The organism is Microbispora sp. NPDC049125 (genome assembly GCF_040802045.1).
Classification (GTDB): domain Bacteria; phylum Actinomycetota; class Actinomycetes; order Streptosporangiales; family Streptosporangiaceae; genus Microbispora.
The window spans coordinates 65575-87222 of sequence record NZ_JBEZDW010000005.1 but is presented as its reverse complement, the minus strand read 5'-3'; the positions used below and the strand labels follow the sequence as shown (position 1 = coordinate 87222).

The following is a 21648-nucleotide window of genomic DNA, read 5'->3' as shown; positions in this document are numbered from 1 at the left end:
GAAGTCGCTGCTCTCAACCGGCCTCAGCTCTCCTGATCCAGATCGGCGATCAGCTGTTCGGCACGGTGGGCGAACAAGTTCGCCTCACGTTCGACGGCCAGCGTTCGGGCCCGTTCCGCGGCGGCCCGGACGTCGGCGAGGGGTGCGCCGTACGCCTGCAGGAGCCGCGCCCGCAGCAGAAGCAGCAGGCCTTCGCCGTCGCGCTCCCCATAGGTGTCAAGCACCACGCCGGCCTGGTCGAGGGTTCGAGCGGCCTCGTCGAGCCGGTCGGCCGCCAGCCACATTTCACTGAGCAGCCCGCACCAGGTGCCCAGCACCGAGCGCGGCGGGTCGGACAGGGTGGTGGCGATGATCAGCCGTGCCTCCTCGGCGGCCCCGGCCGGGTCGTGGCCGGTCATCGCCCGCGCCCAGCATCGCGCGAGCCGCTGGTAGCTGCCGAAGAAGCCGAAGGAGAACTGGGGGTCCAGCGCGATTCCGCGTTCGGCCGCGCTCAGCGCCCATTCCGGGTCGCCCGCCTGTGCCGCCAGTGTGACCGCGAAGGCGGACCAGACGGTGACCGTGTAGCGGTCATCGCCGGCCGCGGTTTCCAGGCGGTCGAACATCGCGCGGGCGTGGACGACGTCGCCCCGGAGCCCGGTCATCAGCGCGAGCATCAGGGGCGAGAGGTTCTGCAGGTCGTGCCGGAGGGGTTCGTCGTCGCGGCGCACCAGGTCGTTGCGCATGGTCGAGGTCGACCGGATGAGGTAGCGGTAGGCCTGCCCGATGTTGCCGACGGCCCATTGGTGGATGCCCCAGGCGTGCAGGCCGTAGGCGCGCACGATCGGGTCGGTGGACGCCTCGCCCTGGATGAGCAGTCGTCGCGCCAACCGGCTCGACTTGTCGAGCTGGAGCCCTTGGCCGTGTGCGACCCAGCGGGAGAACAGGAAGTCAGTGGCCTGTCGTTCGTGGCCGAGGTCGCGGGCGAGGTTCTCGGCGCGTTCGAGCACCTCCGGTGCCGAGCCGGCGTACCCTGCCCGCATTCCGTCGACCGCGGTGAGCATCGCCAGGGCGGTCAGCTCCCGTTCGGCCAGACCCGCCGCCCGGGCGATCTGGGCTGCCGAGCGCAGCTGCCGGGAGGCGGCATCGAGCGCCGATTTGTTGGCCGCACAACGGCCCGCGCGGACCAGCGCGTCCACCGTCCGGGCGGGATCCGCCAGCGGACCGGCGGCCCGCAGGTGATGCGCCAGCCGTTCGGCTGTGGAGTCGTCCGGGGACGTGCGCTCCAGCGCGTCGGCCACCTGCAGGTGCAGCCGGGTCAGCCGACGCTGCGGCGTGAGGTCGGCGACCGACTCGCGGACCAGGTCGTGCGCGAAGCGGACCGCGCCGGGGTGACCGGGCAGGGGTTCGAGCAGGCCGAGTTCCTCCAGTGGTTCGAGACCCTTGAGGCATTCCGGCATCTCCAGCGTCGCGGTCTTCGCCAGCAGCACGAGGTCGATGTCGCGGCCGATGAGTGCGGCGACCTGCAGCAGGCCGAGAGCGTCGCCGGTGAGGTCGGCGATCCGATCCCAGACGACATCGCGGACCGAGGACGGCACCCCATCACCCAGCACACCGTTCCCGGCCACCGACCGGGACAGCTCCCGGACGAAGAACACGTTCCCGGCGGTACGGGCGTGAATGGCCGTGACGACATCAGGATCGGGATCACGGCCGCTCTCCCGGCGTATCAGCTCAGCCACATCGTCCAGGCCGAACGGTCTCAGCCTGATCCTGCGATGGGCGGCCAACCGACTGGCGGAAGCCAGCGTTCTCGCCAGCTCCGAACCGGGCACCGGCGCACGGTCACGCAGCGCGCCGATGACCACAGTGCCGCCCGGCAGCCACTCGGTCAGATGCCTGAACAGTTCCAGCGAGGCGACGTCAGCCCACTGGAGGTCGTCGACGACCAGCACCACCGGCCGCCGGGCCGCGACACGCCCGATGAGGGCGACCGCCTGCTCGAAGAGCCGGAACTGGGTGCCAGTGTCGGCCGGCCCTACGGCACCGGCGACCCCGGGGTCGGGTTCCACGAGACGGCCCAGTTCACCGGCCCGCCACTCGGCCTGCGCCGCGGCCGGGAGACTCCCCAAGGCCGCGCTGATCACCTGCAGCCAGGGCCACATCGACGGTGTGCCGTCCCCCTGCAGGCAGTGACCCCATAAGACCAGGGCGCCCCGCTGCTCCGCCTCGGCGCAGGCCCCCATGAGCAGCCGGGTCTTGCCCACCCCCGGCTCGCCCTCCACCACGACCAGCCCCGTCCCCGCCGCGAGCATCTCACGCAGCACCGCGAGTTCCCGGTCGCGCCCCACCAGCGGGATCGGGCCCGGCCGGAAACGAACCTCCCGCTCGTGTACGGCTTCCAGCACCTCGCGATGCGCGGCCAGCAGCGCCGGTCCGGGATCGATGCCGAGCGCGTCGGCCAGGCGGGCACGGACCGTCCGGAAAAGCGCGAGGGCCTCCGCCCGCTGGCCGGCGGCGGCCAGCGCGGACATGAGACTCGCCTGGACGTGTTCGTGCAACGGCGCCATCCGGGCGGCCAGGTGCAGCGGATGGAGCAGCTCCGCGACCCGGCCCTGCCTCACCGCGAGCCGGGTCGCGGTGAGGCAGGCGCCGATGAACTCGTTGTCCAGCGCGGTGAACACGGAGACGACCCTCGACTCGGGGGCCGTCCCGTCACCAGCGGCGGCTCCCTGCCAGCTCGCCAGCGCCTCCATGTACCGGTCAAGCGCCACGTCAAGTCGCTGCTCCATGCGCGCCGCCCGAACCAAGTCTCGGAACGTCACAACGTCAACAATCCCAGGATCGACCACAAAGAGATAGCCGTTCACGTGTCGTTGAAGTTGGGATCCCGAGCCATACGGCAGCAGATCAGGCGACCGTTAGATGGCGGGTTATCGGTAATGGGCAAGGGCCCATGTTTGATCGGTGGTTGCTCGCATGTACGGGATACAGCACGGCACGTAGCGTCACGACCCGGCAGCTTGGCTCGGACAATGGCGGGCAGAACGACACAAGGCGGCACGCGACGGCACTGGACGGCATTGATCAAGGGCGCTTTCAACACCCAGCAGGCCGGCCATCGCGATCATCACGCACGACAACCCGACAGGTCGTGGCTCACGAAAGCCGGTGAACATCACACTTGCCTGGGCTCACAGTTAGACGGTCTCACCCAACTGTTCGGCCACCCGCTCCAGGCCACTCTTGATGAGCTGCCCATACCCGTCGTCGCCGAGCACGCCGATCCCGTCCCGCGCCTGCCGAAAGTGCTCCCGGGCGCGGTCGAGATCGCCTAGCTTGCGATAGCACTCACTCAAGTTCAGGTGCAACGACGGATACAAGCCGGCCACCGAAAGCGGCACCCCGGCTTGGGCCACCCGCTCATCGGTGATCAGTCCGACGGCGGCGAGCGCTCGCAGATCCCACATCAGTTCCTGGTGTACGTCGTCTTGCACATCGGCCATCGAGTGGGCAAGAACGCAAACATGTAGCGGGTCGCCTTGCTCGCCGCCGATGTCGTCCCAGATCTGCGCGAACAAGTCGCGAGCGGCTTCACGCCGACCTTGGTGATGATGCAGCTCCACTCCCTGGCCGATTCGGGTCATCGTGGGGTCGACGGTCATGGGCGGCTCCGTCACGGTCGCAGGCGATCCCCGTATCGATTATCAAGGATAAACGCAGGTCAAGATAACTGCGACGCTGCGCTGCGCGAGAACCGCTGCGGGCCACCGGACTCGAACCGGCTCACCCCAATAACCGGGGAACGAACGCGCAGCGCGTTTGCCTGAACTCCCACTCAGCATTTGCCCGCAGCGGCGAGTTGAGAGCATAAGTCGCGCGTGGAGCAAGAGAAAGAGCATGCCTCCGGCGGGAGTACTCCGGCCCCGAGGTGATCGCCGAGCACGAGCACGGACCGTAGGTCGCGGGGAGTGGTCGCCTCGCCCGCCATCGCCCCCGGCAGAGCCCAGCAGACCGGCTCCTACGGCGCAAGCTCCCACCTCTACCGGTTCCTCGGGGTCACCGCCCGCCATCAAATCCGCGACATCCTCGGCTCCGGCGCCGGGTAACCGCCTCAGGGGAGCCGGATCACGCCTACCCGCCCGCGTCCCTGCCAACGGACGGGCGAGCGCGATCTCAGGCCGGTCCGCCGCGCTCCGCGGGCCGAGGTGAACAGCCCAGGGAAGATCCTCAAGGTTTTCGTCACGCCGGCCTGCCGCGCTTGGTGAGGGCAAAGTCCCAGCTCATACATATATTTGGCTTCTAATCGAAACATTCTCTGACCTATTGTGCCTATCAAGCGATAGGGCTAGCCTCTCCTCCACGACCCCGGGTGGAGGCATGTCGACTCCGCTCCGCGATCTTCGACCGACCCCGCCGGCAAGACATGAGGTGGTCCCCATGGGCGTTAACGTGCCGTCACGACGGACGGCTCCGCGCCGGCGTCTGGCGGCGGTTGGATCCGTGCTCGTTCTGAGCTGGCTGCTCGCCGCCTGCACCGGCAGCGGCGCCTCGTCCGGTCATCCCACCGGATCGGCGACCGGCGTACCGCGCGAAGGCGGCACGGCGACGTTCGCCGAGGCGCCCGGCACCGCGCCGAACTACATCTTCCCGATGGACAGCCTGGCGTACTTCAGCACCTCGAACATCAACCAGTTCCAGTACCTGATGTGGCGGCCGCTCTACTGGTTCGGCGACGGCGACAAGATCGCCTTGAACGAGGACCTGAGCCTGGCCGAGCCGCCGAAGTACAGCGCGGGCGACACCGTCGTGAACATCAAGCTCAAGCCCGGCAACTGGTCGGACGGCAAGCCGATCACCAGCAGGGACGTCACGTTCTGGATCAACATGCTCCGGGCCAACTCGGCCAACTACGGCCAGTACGTCCCGGGGTTCTTCCCCGACGACGTGAAGAAGGTCACCACGCCGAGCGACACCGAGATCGTCCTGACCCTGGACGCCCCGGTCAACCCGACCTGGTTCACGTTCAACGAGCTCAGCCAGATCACCCCCATGCCGCAGCACGCCTGGGACAAGACGTCGGCGGACGGGCCCATCGGCGACCACGACCTGAAGGCCGACTCGGCCAAGGACGTCTACAAGTTCCTCGACGGCCAGGCGCGCAAGCTGCAGAGCTACGCCGACGACCCGCTCTGGCAGGTGGTCGACGGGCCGTGGAAGCTGTCGGAGTTCCGGCCTGACGGGTACGCCGAGTTCGTCCCGAACACCGCCTACTCCGGCACCGACAAGCCCCACCTGGCCAAGTTCATCGAGCAGCCCTTCACCTCCGCCGCCGCCGAGTTCAACGCGCTGCGCGCCGGACAGCTCACCTACGGCTACATCCCCCAGACGAGCATGGGCCAGGCGAAGGCCCTCACGGCCCTGGGGTACACCGTGGACCCCTGGTACCTGTGGTCGATGAACATCCTCCCCATCAACTTCAACAATCCCAAGGTCGGGAAGGTGTTCTCCCAGCTCTACATCCGCCAGGCCATGCAGAGCCTGATCAACCAGCCGCAGTACATCTCCGCGATCCTGCACGGCAACGGCGCCCCGGACAACGGCCCGGTGCCCACGAAGCCGGACTCGCCCTATCTCGGCGCCGCGGGCAGGACGCCGCGGTACCCCTACGACCCGAAGCACGCCACCGAGCTGCTCACGGCCAACGGCTGGACGGTCGCCCCCGGCGGCGTGACGACCTGCACCTCCCCCGGCACCGGCGCCGGGCACTGCGGCGAGGGCATCGCCGCAGGCCAGAAGCTCAGTTTCGACCTCGTCTACTCCTCCGGCGTCCCGGAGGTCGACCAGGAGATGCGCGCGTTCAAGTCGGCGCTGAGCCAGGCCGGCATCGAGCTCAACCTCTCCCAGGCCCCCTCCAACGACATCTTCGGCGTGATCACGCCGTGCAAGCCGTCGGACGCGTCCTGCGGCTGGCAGATGGCGTACTGGGGCACCGGCTGGCAGTTCGCGCCCGACTTCTACCCGAGCGGCGAGGTCGCCTTCTCCACCGGGGCGGTCGGCAACTGGGGCAGCTACAGCGACAAGACCATGGACGCGAAGGTCGCGGCCACGACCACCGACAGCGACCCCGCCTCGTTCACCGACTGGGAGACCTACACCGCCGAGCAGCTGCCGATGCTGTTCATGCCCACCGAGGCCAACCAGGTCTCCGCGATCAAGAGCGACCTCGGCGGTGCGATCCCGCAGCCGTCCGCCGGCCTGTCGCTCACGCCGGAGAAGTGGTACTTCACCGAGCAGGGATGACGACGTGACCAAGTTCACCCTCCGGCGCCTCGGGCAGAGCGTGCTCGTCGTCCTCGGTGTGACGATCGTGGTGTTCGTCTTCACCCGGCTGCTGCCGGGCGGTCCGGCGCGCGCGATCCTCGGACCGCGCGCCACACCTGCCGCGATCATGGCGTTCGACCACGCGAACGGCTACGACAAGCCGCTCGTGGCGCAGTACTGGGTGTGGCTGACACACCTGGTCACCGGGGACGTCGGCTACTCCTACAAGCAGAACCAGACCGTGTCGAGCCTGATCGCCGACCGGCTGCCGAAGACGCTCCTGCTCGTCGGCGCCGCGAACCTGATCGCCCTCGTGGTCGCCGTGCCGCTCGGCCTGCTCCAGGCGGTGCGGCGCAACCGGCTCACCGACTACACCGTCACCGGCGTCGCGTTCGTCTTCTACTCGATGCCGCTGTTCTGGCTGTCGATCCTGCTGGTGATCTTCTTCTCGATCGACCTCGGGATGTTCCCGCCGCAGGCCCCCCAGGGCGGCTTCGGTGACGTGCTCGCCCACCCGAGCGGGCTGGTGCTGCCGGTGCTCACCCTGACGCTGGTCACGGTGGCGCTGTTCACCCGGTACACGCGCTCGTCGGCGATCGAGACGCTCACCCAGGACCACGTGCGCACCGCACGCGCCAAGGGCGCCTCTACGACGATCGTGGTGCTCCGCCATGTGCTCCGCAACTCGCTGCTGCCGATCATCACAATGATCGGCCTGACCCTCCCGGTCGTGGTGAGCGGCGCGCTGGTCGTCGAATCGGTCTTCAACTATCCCGGCATGGGCCTGCTGTTCTGGAACGCGGCGCAGACCCAGGACTACCCCATCCTGCTCGGCACCACCGTGGTGGTCGGCGTGGCCACCGCGCTCGGGTCGCTGCTCGCCGACCTGCTGTACGCGGTCGTCGACCCCCGCATCCGCGCAGCGCGATGAACCGCACGAGGAGAGACAGATGACCCTCATCGAGGCGCAGACACCGCCACCACCCGGGGTTCCGGCCGCCTCGCGAGGCGCGCACGAATCGCCGTTCCGGTCGGCGCTGAAGGTCTTCGTGCAGAACAGGCTGGCGGTCGTCGGCCTCGCGCTGGTCGTGCTGATCGTCGTGTTCTCCTTCGCCGGGCCGCTGGTCTACCACACCGACCAGGTGCACACGAATCTCGACCAGGTGACGATGGCGCCGGGCTCAGGGCATCCGCTCGGCACCGACAGCGTGGGCTACGACGAGCTCGGCCGGCTGATGGTGGGCGGACAGACGTCACTTGAGGTCGGCCTCGCCGCGGCCGTCATCGCCACCCTGTTCGGCAGCGTGTGGGGGGCGATCGCCGGGTACGCCGGGGGACTGCTCGACGGCCTGATGATGCGCGTCACCGACGTGCTGCTCTCCATCCCGACGCTGTTCTTCCTGCTGCTGATGGCCACGATCTTCCGGCCGTCCAAGCCCGTGCTCATCATCGTGATCGCGATGGTGTCCTGGCTGATCCCGGCCCGGCTCATCCGCGGGGAGACACTCACCCTCAAGGTCAGGGAGTACGTGCAGGCCGCGCGCGGCATGGGCGGCGGCGGCCTGTACAACCTGTTCCAGCACGTGCTGCCGAACGCGATCGGCACCATCGCCGTGAACGTGACCTTCCAGATCGCCGACGCGATCCTCGCGATCGCCGCGATGAGTTACCTCGGGCTGGGCGTGCCGCCCCCGGAGGCCGACTGGGGCGGGATGCTCTCCGACGGCGTCAACTACAGCTACTCCGGCTACTGGTGGCTGATCTATCCGCCCGGCGTGGCGATCGTGCTCACGGTGGTGGCCTTCAACTTCATCGGCGACGCCGTACGCGACTCGTTCGAGTCCCGGCTGCGGACGGTAAGGGGCTGAGCGGAATGACGGCGAACCCGTTGCTGCGCGTCGAGAACCTGCACACCCACATCCGCTCCGGCGACGTGACGGTGCACGCCGTCAACGGCGTCGACCTGCACGTCGACCGCGGTGAGGTGCTCGGCATCGTGGGTGAGTCCGGCAGCGGCAAGACGCTGACCGCCCTGTCGGTGATGCGCCTGCTCCCCCACGGCGGGCGGGTCGCGGAGGGACGGATCCTGCTGGACGGCCGCGACCTCGTCCCGATGGAGGACAAGGCGCTGCGTCACGTCCGGGGCGCGGAGGTCGGCATGGTCTTCCAGGACCCGCTCTCCTCGCTCAACCCGACCATGACCATCGGTGACCAGGTCGCCGAGGCGGTACGGCTGCACCGGCCGGTCTCCAAGAAGCAGGCGGTCCTCAGGGCGGTCGAGGTGCTCGACCAGGTCGGCCTGCCGGCGGCGGCGCGGCGGATCCACGACTACCCGCATCACCTCTCCGGCGGCATGCGGCAGCGCGTCATGATCGCGATCGCGCTGGCCTGCGAGCCGAAGCTGCTCATCGCCGACGAGCCGACGACGGCACTGGACGTGACGATCCAGAAGCAGATCCTCGGGGTCATCGACCGGCTGCGGCGCGAGCTGGACATGGGCGTGATCCTGGTCACCCACGACCTCGGCGTCGTGGCCGGGTACGCGGACCGGGTCGCGGTCATGTACGCCGGGCGGGTCGTGGAGACGGCCACCACCGACGAGCTCTACGGGCGGGAACGCCATCCGTACACCACCGCCCTGTTCGAGGCGCTGCCCGAGCGGGCCGTGAACGCCGGGGAGCCGTTGCGCAGCATCCCGGGGCAGCCGCCGGACCTGTCCGCGCCGATCACCGCGTGCCCGTTCGCCCCGCGCTGCGCCCACGTGACCGATCGATGCCGCGCGGAGTATCCACCGGCGTCCGTCGAGGGAACCGGTCACGTCTACCACTGCTTCGTCCCGATCGAGCACGTCGCCGCCGCTCCGGGCGCGTCGGCCGGGCGCGCGGTGGCCCCGCCGCCGGTCTCCGAGCGGGCAGCGCCGGTCGTGGTGGAGCTCGTCGACCTGTACAAGGAGTTCCCGCTGAACCGGGGCGTGCTGCAACGCCAGGTGGGAACGGTCAGCGCCGTCGCCGGGGTCAGCCTGAGCATCCGGGCGGGTGAGACGTTCGGGCTGGTGGGCGAGTCCGGCTGTGGAAAGACCACGATCGGCCGGATCCTGGCCGGTCTGGAGCGGCCGACGTCCGGGCAGGTGCTGTACCACGGTGACGACCTCGCCGGGCTGCGCGGGGCGGAGCGCAAGCGCAAGCTGCGCGGGATCCAGTTCATGTTCCAGGACTCGGCGGCGGCGATGGACCCCCGGATGCGGGCGGGATCGGTGCTCGCCGAGCCGATGCGCGTCCAGCGTTCCGCGGATCGCGCGGCACGGCAGGCGCGGGTCGAGGAACTGCTGGACCAGGTCGGCATGGCGCGGGCGGCGGCGCGGCGCTATCCGCACGAGTTCTCCGGCGGGCAGCGGCAGCGGCTCGGGCTGGCCCGCGCGCTCGCGCTGCGGCCCGAGCTGGTGGTGGCCGACGAGCCGGTGTCCGCGCTGGACGTGTCCATCCAGGCGCAGATCCTGAACCTGATGCGCGACCTCCAGCGCGACGCGGGCATCAGCTACGTGGTGATCTCCCACGACCTGTCGGTGGTCCGCTACATCTCCGACGTCATCGGCGTGATGTACCTCGGCAAGCTGGTCGAGGTCGGCCCCGCGGCGACCGTCTATGAGAGCCCCGCCCACCCGTACACCAAGGCGCTGATCGACACCGTGCCGGTCGCTGATCCGCCGATCGAGCGGACCAGGCGTGCGAACGTCCTGCACGGGGAGATCGCCAGCGCGACCAACCCGCCGAGCGGCTGCCGGTTCCGCACCCGGTGTCCCATCGCCGTGGACATCTGCGCCACCACCGAGCCGCCGCTGGCCCAGCTCGGGCCGGACGCGCGGCGCGTGGCCTGCCACTTCCCGCTGACCCCCCGCTGACATGCGTGAAATCAAGGGAGACATCCCCATGCGGCACCGACGAAGGCACCGGCTCGGCATCGTCCTCACCCTTGCGGCCGTATGGACCCTGGCGAGCTGCACCGGAGGGCCCGCGCCCGCCATCCCGGCCAAGGCGGCCGGGACGCCGGTCACCGGGGGGACGGTCACGTTCGCGGAGAACCAGGCGTCCGGCCCGGTCAACTACATCTTCCCGCTGGTGTCGCTCGCGTACGATCTCCCGACCAACATCCAGTTCCAGGGCCTGATGTACCCCCCGCTGTATACGTACGGGAACAAGGGCGGCGTCGAACTCGACGACGCGCGCTCCCTCGCCGACCCGCCCGTCTACTCCGCCGGCGACAAGGAGGTCACCATCCACCTGCGGAAGGCGAGCTGGTCGGACGGAACCCCGGTCACGGCCCGGGACGTCGTGTTCTGGATCAACCTGCTGCGGGCGAACATCGACTCGTGGGCGCTGGCCATCCCGGGCAGCTTCCCGCGCAACGTGACCGAGGTCAGCACCCCTGACGACCACACCGTCCGCCTGACCCTGGACAAGGCGTACTCGCGGACGTGGTTCTCGCAGACGCAGCTCTCCCAGATCTACCCGGTGCCGCAGCACGTGTGGGACAGGACGTCGGCGGGCGGCGCGGTCGGGGACCACGACACCACGACGGCCGGCGCCAAGGCGGTGTACAAGTTCCTCGACGCGCAGTCCAGAGACCTCGCGGGCTACGCGGCCAACCCGCTGTGGAAGGTCGTGGACGGCGCCTGGCAGCTCTCGAAGTTCCGCCCCGACGGGTACGCCGAGCTGGTGCCGAACCCCAGGTACGGCGGGACGAACAAGCCGCGGATCGACAAGTTCGTGATGCAGCCGTTCACCTCCGACGCCGCCGAGTTCAACGTGCTGCGCTCCGGCGGCCTCACCTACGGGTATCTGCCGCTGTCGGACATCAGCCAGACGAAGGCCCTGGAGGCGCTCGGGTACACGGTGCGGGCGTGGCCGTCCTGGTCGATCTCCTACATCGTGCTCAACTTCAACAACGCCGAGAACGGGGCGATCCTCAAGCAGCTCTACGTACGTCAGGCGCTGCAGAAGCTCGTCGACCAGCCCGGCTACGTGCGGACGTTCCTCAAGGACACCGGCACGGTGACCAACGGGCCCGTGCCCGCGCAGCCGGCGAGCGCCTTCCTGAGCCCTCTGGTGAAGAGCGGCGTCTACCCCTACGACCCCGCCGGCGCCGCGAAGCTGCTGAGCGACCACGGCTGGACGGTCACGCCGGACGGTGTGAGCACGTGTGCCAGGCCGGGGACCGGTGCCGGGCAGTGCGGTGCCGGGATCGCCGCCGGCGCCCCGCTGCGCTTCAGCCTCCAGTACATCAACGGCGTGCAGTACCTCGATCAGGAGATGAAGGCCTACAAGTCGGCCCTGTCGCGGATCGGGGTGGTCCTCGACCTCGGACAGGCGTCCGCGAGCGAGGTGGTGTCCAACGCGAGCGCCTGCTCCGGCGCCCACTGCACGTGGCAGCTCGCCCAATGGGGGTCGCCGTCGTGGATCTGGAGCTCGCCCTACCCGAGCGGTGAGTCCATCTTCGCCACCGGGGCGGGGGTCAACGCCGGCGGCTACAGCGACCCGGTCAACGACGCCAACATCAAGGCGGTACAGACGTCCTCCGGCGGCCAGGCGTTCCTGACGTACGAGGACTACCTCGCCCGGCAGCTCCCGGTGATCTGGCTCCCCAACGCCGACAACCAGGTCTCGGTGATCAAGTCCGATCTGGGCGGGGTGAGCCAGAGCCCGCTGCTCAACCTCGACCCCGAGAACTGGTACTTCTCCCGCTGAAGGGGACCGACGATGGAACTGATTGAACGGGTGGGCACCGGCCGGTACGCGCTGCCCACGCGGGTCGACCCGGCCAGGACCGACCTCGTGGCGGAGTTCGAGGCCGATCCTCACGCCTGGCACGGTGACGACCTCGCCCTGCTCCTGGGCCTGCTGCGCACCAGCACCGACGTCCCCCGGCTGGTCCTGCTGGTCAACGACCCGGACGGCCCGTGGGCTCTCGCCGAAGCGCCCGGAAGGCGCGGTGAGCCGGCCCGGCCGCTGCCGGGCGCCGTGTTCGGCAGCCGGGCCGACGCCGAGCGCTTCGCCTTCCGGCTGCGCTGGGCCGCGCTCGGCGGCGACCCCACCGGCGCCACCGACGCCGACGCCGAGGCCGTGCGATGACCGCCGCCGGTCCGGTCGGCGCCAAGCGGATCGTCGGGTACGGCGACGAGATCAGCGTGCTGCCCGGGGAGACCGTCGCGTTCCATGTGAGCTGCGAGTCGCCGCTCGACGCCTACGACGCGACGATCGTGCGCATGCGCAGCGGCGACCCTCGCGCGGGCGCCGTCGGCCTGCGCTACACCCCGGTCCTGCCTGTCGGCGTCTTCCCGGGGCACACCCGCACCACCGTGGCCGGGTCGTACGGCGTCGCGCCGGCCGGCGACGCCCTCGATCAGGAGGTGCTGACACCGGCGGTCCTGGCGCTGCCCACGCTCGCCGCCGGGCGGCGGCAGGTGCTCCTCGCCGCCGAGAAGGCCGCCGAGAAGGCCGGCGGCGCGTCGGTCACGCTGCTGCTGGACGAGCGGCTGCGCCCTGCGGTGCACGTCGACGGGCGGCAGGTCGTGCGCGGCGAGACCCCGCTGACGGTGTCGCGCTGGCACGTGCTCGTCGCGGTGGTCGACCGGCGGGCGGGTCGCGTGCGGCTCGCCTACGGCGCTGTCGATTCGGCCGAACGCACCACCGCCGAGGCCCCCCTCGCCCCGGCCTCCCCGGGGCCGCCCGGCGGAACCGGGCCCGGCGCGGGCGGCGCGTGGACCGTCGTGTTCGGCGCGGAGCTCGGCGGCGGGACGGCCCCCCGGCACCCCTTCACCGGGCGCCTGGAGCGCCCGCTGCTGGCCCGGGAGCCCGGTATGGCGCGCGCCGAGGAGCTGCTGCTCGGGGACCGCGCGGTGCTGCGCGACGCGGGCGACCTCATCGCCGCGTGGGACTTCGCCGAGGAGATCTCGTCCTGGGACATCCGTGACGCCGGCCCGTCCGGGCTCCACGGCACTCTGCACAACCTGCCCCAGCGCGCGGTTCGCGGGGTGCACTGGCAGCCGGGCACGACCGACTGGCGGCAGGCCCCTGACGAGTACGCCGCCGTGCACTTCCTCGCCGACGCGATCGAGGACTGCCGCTGGCCGGTGGACTTCACCGTCACCGTGCCGCCCGGCACGCCCAGCGGGTTCTACGCCGCGCGGCTGTCGAGCGGGCAGGACGAGGAGTTCGTGCCGTTCTTCGTCCGGCCGGCCGCGACCTCGCGGCGGGCGCCCGTGCTGCTGGTCGCCCCGACCGCGACGTACGGCGCCTACGGCAACTCCCGCTTCTGGTGGGAGAGCCCCATCCAGGAAGCCGTGCAGGACCGGCTGGTCGAGCTCGGTCCCGAGGAGCAGTACCTGCTCACGCACCCAGAGCTCGGCCTGTCCAGCTACGACTGCCATCTCGACGGCACCGACGTGTGCTACGTCTCGCGGTTGCGGCCGAACCTGAACATGCGTCCCGGGCACGTGCGCGCCGAGGGCTACACCTGCGACCTGTACCTCGTCGACTGGCTGGAGCACGAGGGCTATCGGTTCGACGTCGTCACCGACGAGGATGTGCACCGCGAGGGCGCGGACCTGCTGGCCCGATACCCGGTGGTGCTCACCGGGACCCATCCCGAGTACATGTCCGCGCGGATCTTCGACGCCTTCGACGGCTACGCGCTGGACGGTGGCCGGCTGCTCTACCTGGGAGGGAACGGCTTCTTCATGAACGTCAACTTCGACCCCCGGCGACCGTGGGTGATGGAGAACCGCCGTGTCGACCTGTGGGAGCGTGACGAGGAGACGCAGCGCACCGAGTCGTACAACTCCACCGACGGACTGCGCGGTGGCAGGCTCGGCGCGATCGGGCGGAGCGCGATGGCCGCCGTCGGCGTCGAGTCGGCCACCATGGGCTTCGACCGCTCCTATCCGATCGTGCGTGACGACCGGTCCCGCACTCCCGCCGCGGAGTTCGTGTTCGCGGGCGTCGGCTCCGAGGTGATCGGCGACTACGGGGCTCTCGGCGGAGGGGCGATCGGCCAGGAGTGGGACAACGCCGCCGGGCACGCCCCGGCGCCGGGTCACGTGGTGCTCGGCTCGAGCCGCGACCACTCGCTCGTGCCGCCACTGTTCGGCGCGAGCAAGCCGGACTACCACGGCGACGTGGTGCTGCTGTTCAAGGGGGCCGGCTGCGTCTTCTCCGCCGGGTCGATGGCCTGGTGCGGCGCCCTGTCGCACAACGGCTACCGCAACGACATCTCGACGATCACCCGCAACGTCATCGACCGGTTCCTCGACCCCGAGGCGTTCGCGGGGGTGGCCGCAGATGGCCAGGAGTGAGTCCGCCCGCGCGGAGGAGCAGAGCGAGACCCGGCACCGGATCCTCCGTGAGGCCGCCAATCTGTTCGCCGAAAAGGGGTACGCCGCCACGACGACGCGGGAGATCGCCGCGGCCGTGGGCGTGCAGCAGCCGTCGTTGTTCCACCATTTCAGTTCCAAACAGGAGATCCTCGACAACCTCCTGCGCGTCAGCATCGAAGCCACGGCGCGCAACCTGAAGGAACTCGTCCGCACCGAGGGCTCACCGGCGCAGCGGCTCATGGCCCACCTGTTCCTGGACGCCCGGCACATCCTGAGCTGCCCGTACAACCTGCTCGGGCTGCACGCGGACGACGTGCTGCTCGGCGACTTCGGGCGGTGGCGCGCCGAGCTCGACGAACTGCACCGCGGTATCCGCCACCTGGTGCGCAGCGCCGTCGAAGAACGCGAGTTCGTCCCGGTCGAGCCGGAGTTCGCCCAGTGGACACTGACCGGAGGGACCATCGCGATCATCCGGATCCACGGCGGGGTGGCCCGGCAGCGCCCCGAAAGAAAGGCCTGGCAGGCCAGCCGATTACTCACCCGGATGTACCTGGTGCAACCGGAAGAGCTCGACGCCTGCCAGCGGGGCGCCTCGGAGATCGCCCGGCGCGTCCTGCGCCAGGCCGCGCCGAGCGATCCCTCGACCGAGAACAGGAAGTAAGTGCGATGACCCAGCTTCGGCCCGAATACGCCTGGTCCCCCACCGGCTGGCCGTCGGAGTTCCCGAACGACGACCCCGCCCACGCCGAGGTGTGGTGCTACACCGACCGGTTCAGCTACCACCGAGGAGACCAGGTACGGCTGCACGCCTCGACGACCGCCGAGAGCTTCGAGGTCGAGATCGTCAGAGACGGCGCCCGGCCCCGCTCGATGCTGCTGCTCCAGGAGGTCGCCGGGAAGCACACCCCGACCGCGCGGGACTGCTACACCACCGGATGCGATTGGCCGGTGCTGGCCACCTTCGAGGTGGACGCCTCGTGGCCGAGCGGCTTCTACCTCGTGCTCGTACGGGTCACCCGCGCCGACGGCACGGTGTTCGAGCGTGAGCACTTCTTCGTCGTCAAGCCGGACGCCGACGGGCCCAAGCGGCCTCTGGTGCTGGTCCTTTCGACCAGCACGATGATGGCGTACAACGATTGGGGCGGCGCGAACCAGTACCGCGGCATCGGTGACGATCCGCGCAACGACATCGGCGTCCCCGAGGTCTCCGCGCGGCGGCCGATCGCACGGGGCATGCTGCGCAAGCCGCCGGGCGCGCCGCGTGAGTCGAACATGTTCACGCCGCCGCCCTTCTGGAAGCCGCGGTACGAGGCATACGAGTGGGCGAGGTTCAACGGGTACTCCCGCCATCACGCCGACGCGTTCTGGGCGACCTATGAGCGTCCGTTCGTGGTGTGGGCCGAGGAGGCCGGCTACGAGCTGGACTATCTCACCCAGCACGACCTCGACGCCGATCCCGGCGTGCTCGCCGGGCACAGCTGCGCGATCGTCGTCGGCCATGACGAGTACTGGTCGTGGCGGATGCGGGACGCCGTGGACCGGTTCGTCGACGGCGGCGGCAACATCGCGCGATTCGGCGGCAACTTCTTCTGGCAGGTGCGCATCACCGACGACGGCGGCACGCAGATCTGCTACCGCGATCCCGCCGCCGACCCGGTGACGGGCACCGACGACGCGCACCTGGTCAGCACCGCCTGGGACTACCCGCCGATCGGCCGCCCGGCCGCGGAGTCGATGGGGCTGACCGGTTCGTCCGGCGTATATGTTCGCTACGGCTGCGCGGCGCCGCGCGCCTCCGGCGGGTACACCGTCTACCGTCCCGGCCACTGGCTGTTCGAGGGGACCGACCTGTACTACGGCGACGTCATCGGCGCCGCGCCGATCGGCATCGCCGCCTTCGAGCTCGACTCCGTGGAGTACACCTTCCGGCGCGGGCTGCCCTATCCGACCTTCGAGGACGGCGCGCCGGAGAACCTGGAGATCCTCGCCATGTGCCCGGCTGTGGCGTCGGAGGAGGACCGCTGGGCGGGCACGGTGCCGCTGGGCAGCGGCGGCCCGGGAGAGAGCCAGGGCCTGCGCGAGCTGACCGGCCGGCCCACCGGCGACGACGCCCCCGACTGGCAGTACGGCTCCGGCATGATGGCCGTGTTCACCCGCAACGGGGGCACGGTCGTCAACACCGGGACCACCGAGTGGGTCAACGGCCTCGTCGCCCGCGACTTCTTCACCGAGAAGATCACTCGCAACGCACTCGACCGGCTGGGCGGATAGCGCATGCGACACCCCATGCCGCCGTCCCCGTCCCACGCGATCGAAGGAATCCGTCACGATGCCCAAGCAACCTGAACGCGCGCCGATCGGCCCGGTCGACGCGTCGGCGGTACCGCGTTACGGCGGCGAGGCGACCTTCGCCCGGCTGCCGCGCCTCGACCAGGTGCCGCACGCCGACGTCGCGCTGCTCGGCGTGCCTTTCGACAGCGGGGTCAGTTACCGCCCCGGCGCGCGTTTCGGGCCGGGGCACATCCGGCAGTCGTCGCGGCTGCTGCGCCCGTACAATCCCGCGCTGCGCGTGGAGCCGTTCGCCGAGCAGCAGGTCGTGGACGCGGGCGACGTGGTCTGCAATCCCTTCGACATCGGGGCGGCGATCGAGTCCGTCGACTCGGCGGTGAGCGAGCTGCTGGACCGCGGCACCAAGGTGGTGACGCTGGGCGGCGACCACACGATCACGCTGCCGGTCCTCCGCGCCCTGTCGCGGCGGCACGGGACCATCGCGGTCCTGCACTTCGACGCCCATCTGGACACGTGGGAGACCTACTTCGGGGAGCCGTACACGCATGGCACCCCGTTCCGCCGCGCCGCCGAGGAAGGACTGCTCGACGAGACGCGCTGCGCGCACGTGGGAATCCGCGGCCCGCTGTACAGCCCGCTCGATCTGGTCCGGGACGCCGAGCTCGGCTTCCGGGTCTTCACGACCGACGACATCGAGGCGCGGGGCGCCGCGGCGGTGTCACAGGACGTCCGCGCGCGCCTCGACGGCGGGCCCGTCTACGTGTCGATCGACATCGACGTGCTGGATCCCGCGCACGCCCCCGGCACCGGTACGCCGGAGATCGGCGGACTCAGCTCCCGCGAACTGCTCGTGATGATGCGCGGGCTGGCCGGCCTGGACATCGTCGGCGCCGACGTCGTCGAGGTCTCACCGTCCTACGACCACGCCGAGATCACCGGCCTCGCGGCCGCGAACGTCGCCTACGAGCTGGTGTCGCTGCTGGCACTGGGCGCCCGGCCGTCCTGACCCTCTCTCATCCCGCCGACTTCGATCTGGAGGACATGATGGACATCTCCGCTGTAACGGTGCTCGGCGCGGCCGGCCGTGCCCCTTACGTGCCACCGCTGAGCGACTACGCCGCATCGTCGCCGTCGTGGACCGAGGCGGAGTTCACCGGCCTCGAGACCACTGCGGCATCGGTGCGGGCAGGCTACTGGACCGGTGAGCCGGGCAGCGTGCGGCTGGATCCGTGGCCCTACACGGAGATCTGCTCCATCCTCACCGGCCGGGTCGCGGTGGTGGACCAGGCGGGCGGGCGGCTGGAGTTCGGCGCCGGCGACGGCTTCGTCGTGCCGAAGGGCTTCGTGGGCGACTGGCTGACGCTCGAAGCCGCGTCGAAGTACTTCATCGCGGTGGAGTGATCGGCGGTCCCAGTCCTGCCGCGAGTCGATCGGGCTGCCGTCCCAGTCCTGCCACTCCTCCCCCACCGCTGTGCGCTCGTCGTTTCGGGCTTCACGGTGAAGCTCCCTTGCGAAACTTACGCCCCATTTCTTACCTGCCATGTGATGACATCCAGAGCCAGAGATCACGCGTGCGTATGTGGCCGCGCTCCTCGATCGGCATCTGCTCCATTGCCGGACGCCTGATCCCGGGTTCCCTGAAGTCGTTCGTACCGGCGGGGAATGACCGTCCCGAAGTAGAGCATGGCGAAGCCGAGGACGCTCATCGCCACCGCGATGGGGATCTGATACGGCGACGGCACGTGCAGCGCCAGGAACCAGAGCTTGCTCGGGCTGTCCGTGAAGATCATATAAAGCGGGACCAGGCCCTGTGGGAACAGCGGAATCCAGCAGAAGATCCACAGGAAGGTCACCAGGGCGTTGGTGCGCGGCGGGAGTTTCACCCGCTGCCCGTACGCCGGCCGGACTCCCGGTTCGCCGGCGCCGCCGCGCATTCGGCTCAGCAGTTCGGGCCCCTGGGCCCGCAACCGCCGGTATGCCAGCCGCCCGAACCACCCGGCGAGCAGCGCCCCGGTCACGCCCCCGACGGGCACGGCCGCCCACAGCACGACGGGGAGACCGAGCGCCTGGCCGAGCACGGCCACCCCCACCGCCGGCAGGGCGGTCACCGGGGTGAGCAGCAACATCAGCAGTACGAGACCGAAGATGTTGCCCGCCTCCAGCGGATTGCCGCCGCGCTTGCTTGGCTCCGGCACCGGAACCAGCAGGTAGACCGACACCAGCACGATCAGGCCCGCACCGCCGCCCAGGGTTGCGGCGAGCAGCGCCAAGGCCCACGGCCACGTCCAGGCCTCCCCGCCGAGGACCAGACCGGCCACGGTGAGGACGATCGCCACCGGAGCGACCTTGATCAGCCATGCGATCTGCCGCCCGCGCACCTCGTCGCGTTCGACGCCCGGGTGGACGAGGCTCAGCCAGAGCGAGGTACCGTCCAGCCCGAACAGGTTGGCGGAGGTCGCGGCGGCCATCACCACCACCAGCGTCCCGGCGTACGGCAGCATGCCCGGCCAGCCGATGATCAGCGGAGCCGCCGTGTACAGCACGCCGAAGAAGATCGAGAAGTAGAGCAGGTGGGTGCGCATCAGGTCACGCGACCAGGTGAGCAGTTCCTTCGCGGCTACCGCGCTGACCGTGCCCTCGGCCGGCAGCGGCGACGCGAGCGGGCGCGCCGGCCGGAGCGGCCGGCTGGTGGTGCGGCGGACCAGCATCCGCGACCAGCCGAGCAGGGCGACCGCGATCAGCACCAGCAACCCGGCCAGCGCCGCCGCGACCAGCGGCCAGGCGCCGCGGCCCGCAGCTTCCACGGCGACCAGGCCCCACCCGGACGGCAGCGCCCGCACCACCGTGGACACGGCCGGCGGCAGGCCCTGGTTGAGCAGGTCGAGCTCGATGGCCGCCCAGATCAGCACCCAGGACTGGTTCAGCACCGCGTTCATGAACGAGTTCACCAGGGCGGCCAGGATCGCGCTGGCACGGGACCGGATGGCGCGGCCCAGCAGGGCGATCATGAGCCGGGACAGCACGATGACCAGCACCAGCTGGAGCACGACGGCCGGTATCGACACGGCCAGGGCGGCAAGTCCGAACCCGGCGGCGTGCACGGCCAGCGCGCTGAAGGCGACCAGGCTGATCAGCGGCGGCACGCCGGCGAAGGCGGTGCAGAGCAGCCCGATGGCGAGCTTGGCCGGATGCCACGGCACCAGCGCGAACTGTTCGGGACGCAGGCTCTCGTCGCCGCCGCCGGTGTAGATGGGCCCGAGCAGCCAGCCGAACAACCAGACCGCGAAGACGGCCGCGGTCAGATCCGCCCGCAGGGCGGGCGCGACCACGCCGGAACCGGCGAGGATGATCGTGCCTGCCGCGAGTACCAGCCCGGCCAGGCCGCCCAGGATCATGCCGCTGGCCCGCGTCCCGTTCATCGAGTGCGCGATCATGCGCACCTTCATCTGGATCAGGACGCCGCTCGTGGTCAGGACGCCAGCCACGAGGGCGCTCTCCCGGCTTGGAGATCGGCTCCGACCAGCTCGACGAAGCGGTCCTCCAGGCTGCCGCCGGCCTGGATGTCGGCCAGCGGCCCGGAGATCGCCACCCGGCCCTTGTCGATCACGGCGACGTGGTCGCAGAGCTGCTCCACCAGGGCCATGACGTGGCTGGAGAGCACCACGGAGCCGCCGCCCGCGACGAAGTGCCGGAGCATGCCGCGGATGGTGAGCGCCGAGACCGGGTCCACCGCCTCGAACGGCTCGTCCAGGACCAGCAGGCGCGGACCGTGCAGCAGAGCGGTGGCCAGGCCGATCTTCTTGCGCATGCCGGTGGAGTAGTCGATGACCAGGGTGCGTTCGGCGGCCACCAGGTCGAGGATGTCCAGCAGCTCGGCGGCCCTGAGCGCGGCCGTGGCCTGGTCGAGCCCGCGCAGCCGGCCGAGATAGGTCAGCAGTTCGCGGCCGGTGAGCTGTTCCGGCAGCGCCAGGCCGTCAGGGAGCACGCCGACCCGGGCGCGGGAGCGGATCGGGTCGGCCCAGACGTCGATGCCGAAGATCCGGGCGCTGCCCCCGTCGGGGCGGAGCAGCCCGACGGCCATCGAGATCGACGTGGTCTTGCCCGCACCGTTGGGGCCGACCAGGCCGAAGAACGATCCTTGGGGGACAGTGAGGGTGAGCCCGTCGACGGCGGCCTTGCCCCCGAAATGTTTGCACAGACCGTTCAGCTCAAGTGCGGGAGGCACGAGCGCTCCTCTTTGCGACAGGATTTGCACTGATCATGAAGATGTATCACGAAGGCGTGCGAATTGTCTGCTGTCTTAGTGCTGCAACGGCACTCGCATAACTTCGCCGGGTTGGTGATTATTTCTGTCCTGTGACGGATGTAGCCCTTGAAGCGTGGTCGGTGAGGGCTTCTGGAGTCGCGTCAGCGGATCGCGCGACGGTTCGCGCGTGCGGAACCGCGCGACAGAGTACTGACCTTTATACGGGCCGGAGGTCTGTGGCCGGACACCGCCGGCCCCAGGGACTGGGCCGGTGCGGTACCACACCGGCCGTCACACCCCTTCCAGCCACATCCGCGAACTCAGCCGACGGCGGCGCCGAACCTCCGAGGCAGCTGGTTGAGCAGATCCTGCCGACGTCGACGACGTGGTCGACTAGATCCGCCCATCCCGCAACCGAAAGGCGGCCGGCCTGGTCGAGCAGCAG

The 21648-nt window shown here is 70.1% G+C and carries 16 protein-coding genes; 12 read left to right on the top strand and 4 right to left on the bottom strand.

The features are described from left to right. Positions 1 to 23: 23 nt before the first annotated feature. On the bottom strand, positions 24 to 2801 hold the full coding sequence (locus AB0B72_RS07940) for an AAA family ATPase (protein ID WP_367737752.1): 2778 nt from the start codon (positions 2799 to 2801) through the stop codon (positions 24 to 26). A gap of 375 nt (positions 2802 to 3176) precedes the next feature. Continuing rightward, the gene (locus tag AB0B72_RS07935) at positions 3177 to 3641 is read right to left on the bottom strand and encodes a tetratricopeptide repeat protein (protein WP_367737750.1); all 465 of its coding nucleotides are present in this window, start codon (positions 3639 to 3641) and stop codon (positions 3177 to 3179) included. Between the two features lie 306 nt (positions 3642 to 3947). On the opposite strand from AB0B72_RS07935, the gene AB0B72_RS07930 reads away from it, so the two are divergent. The 12 genes from AB0B72_RS07930 (at position 3948) to AB0B72_RS07875 (ending at position 18358) form a co-directional block, all read left to right on the top strand. Then, the gene (locus AB0B72_RS07930) at positions 3948 to 4085 is read left to right on the top strand and encodes a hypothetical protein (RefSeq protein WP_367737749.1); all 138 of its coding nucleotides are present in this window, start codon (positions 3948 to 3950) and stop codon (positions 4083 to 4085) included. 394 nt (positions 4086 to 4479) lie between these two features. Further along, positions 4480 to 6279 (top strand): peptide ABC transporter substrate-binding protein, encoded by a 1800-nt coding sequence (locus tag AB0B72_RS07925; RefSeq protein WP_367737747.1) that lies wholly within the window; start codon positions 4480 to 4482, stop codon positions 6277 to 6279. A gap of 4 nt (positions 6280 to 6283) precedes the next feature. After that, entirely contained in the window at positions 6284 to 7231 is a 948-nt protein-coding gene (locus AB0B72_RS07920) for an ABC transporter permease (protein WP_367737745.1), read from the top strand. 19 nt (positions 7232 to 7250) lie between these two features. After that, entirely contained in the window at positions 7251 to 8168 is a 918-nt protein-coding gene (locus AB0B72_RS07915) for an ABC transporter permease (protein WP_367737743.1), read from the top strand. Positions 8169 to 8173: 5 nt separating this feature from the next. Beyond that, positions 8174 to 10198, top strand: a complete 2025-nt coding sequence (locus AB0B72_RS07910) for a dipeptide ABC transporter ATP-binding protein (protein ID WP_367737741.1) — start codon at positions 8174 to 8176, stop codon at positions 10196 to 10198. A gap of 28 nt (positions 10199 to 10226) precedes the next feature. Continuing rightward, a complete protein-coding gene (locus AB0B72_RS07905) occupies positions 10227 to 12041 on the top strand; it encodes a peptide ABC transporter substrate-binding protein (protein ID WP_367737739.1) in 1815 nt (604 codons plus the stop codon). Between the two features lie 12 nt (positions 12042 to 12053). After that, entirely contained in the window at positions 12054 to 12425 is a 372-nt protein-coding gene (locus tag AB0B72_RS07900; RefSeq protein ID WP_367737737.1) for a hypothetical protein, read from the top strand. Beyond that, positions 12422 to 14647, top strand: coding sequence for a N,N-dimethylformamidase beta subunit family domain-containing protein (locus tag AB0B72_RS07895; RefSeq protein ID WP_367737735.1), 2226 nt, complete (start codon positions 12422 to 12424; stop codon positions 14645 to 14647). The genes AB0B72_RS07900 and AB0B72_RS07895 overlap by 4 nt, the downstream gene beginning before the upstream one ends. After that, on the top strand, positions 14634 to 15329 hold the full coding sequence (locus tag AB0B72_RS07890) for a TetR/AcrR family transcriptional regulator (RefSeq protein ID WP_367737733.1): 696 nt from the start codon (positions 14634 to 14636) through the stop codon (positions 15327 to 15329). The genes AB0B72_RS07895 and AB0B72_RS07890 overlap by 14 nt, the downstream gene beginning before the upstream one ends. Positions 15330 to 15334: 5 nt before the next feature. After that, entirely contained in the window at positions 15335 to 16939 is a 1605-nt protein-coding gene (locus AB0B72_RS07885; RefSeq protein WP_367737731.1) for a N,N-dimethylformamidase beta subunit family domain-containing protein, read from the top strand. A 58-nt stretch (positions 16940 to 16997) separates the two neighbouring features. Beyond that, on the top strand, positions 16998 to 17963 hold the full coding sequence (gene speB, locus AB0B72_RS07880; RefSeq protein ID WP_367737730.1) for an agmatinase: 966 nt from the start codon (positions 16998 to 17000) through the stop codon (positions 17961 to 17963). Between the two features lie 35 nt (positions 17964 to 17998). Continuing rightward, positions 17999 to 18358 (top strand): cupin domain-containing protein, encoded by a 360-nt coding sequence (locus AB0B72_RS07875; RefSeq protein WP_367737728.1) that lies wholly within the window; start codon positions 17999 to 18001, stop codon positions 18356 to 18358. A gap of 164 nt (positions 18359 to 18522) precedes the next feature. On the opposite strand, the gene AB0B72_RS07870 is transcribed toward AB0B72_RS07875, so the two are convergent. Both AB0B72_RS07870 and AB0B72_RS07865 read right to left on the bottom strand, forming a co-directional pair. Then, positions 18523 to 20442: a hypothetical protein gene (locus tag AB0B72_RS07870; protein WP_367737726.1), complete on the bottom strand. Its 1920-nt coding sequence runs from the start codon at positions 20440 to 20442 to the stop codon at positions 18523 to 18525. After that, positions 20427 to 21182 (bottom strand): ABC transporter ATP-binding protein, encoded by a 756-nt coding sequence (locus AB0B72_RS07865; RefSeq protein WP_367737724.1) that lies wholly within the window; start codon positions 21180 to 21182, stop codon positions 20427 to 20429. The genes AB0B72_RS07870 and AB0B72_RS07865 overlap by 16 nt, the downstream gene beginning before the upstream one ends. Between the last annotated feature and the right edge of the window lie 466 nt (positions 21183 to 21648).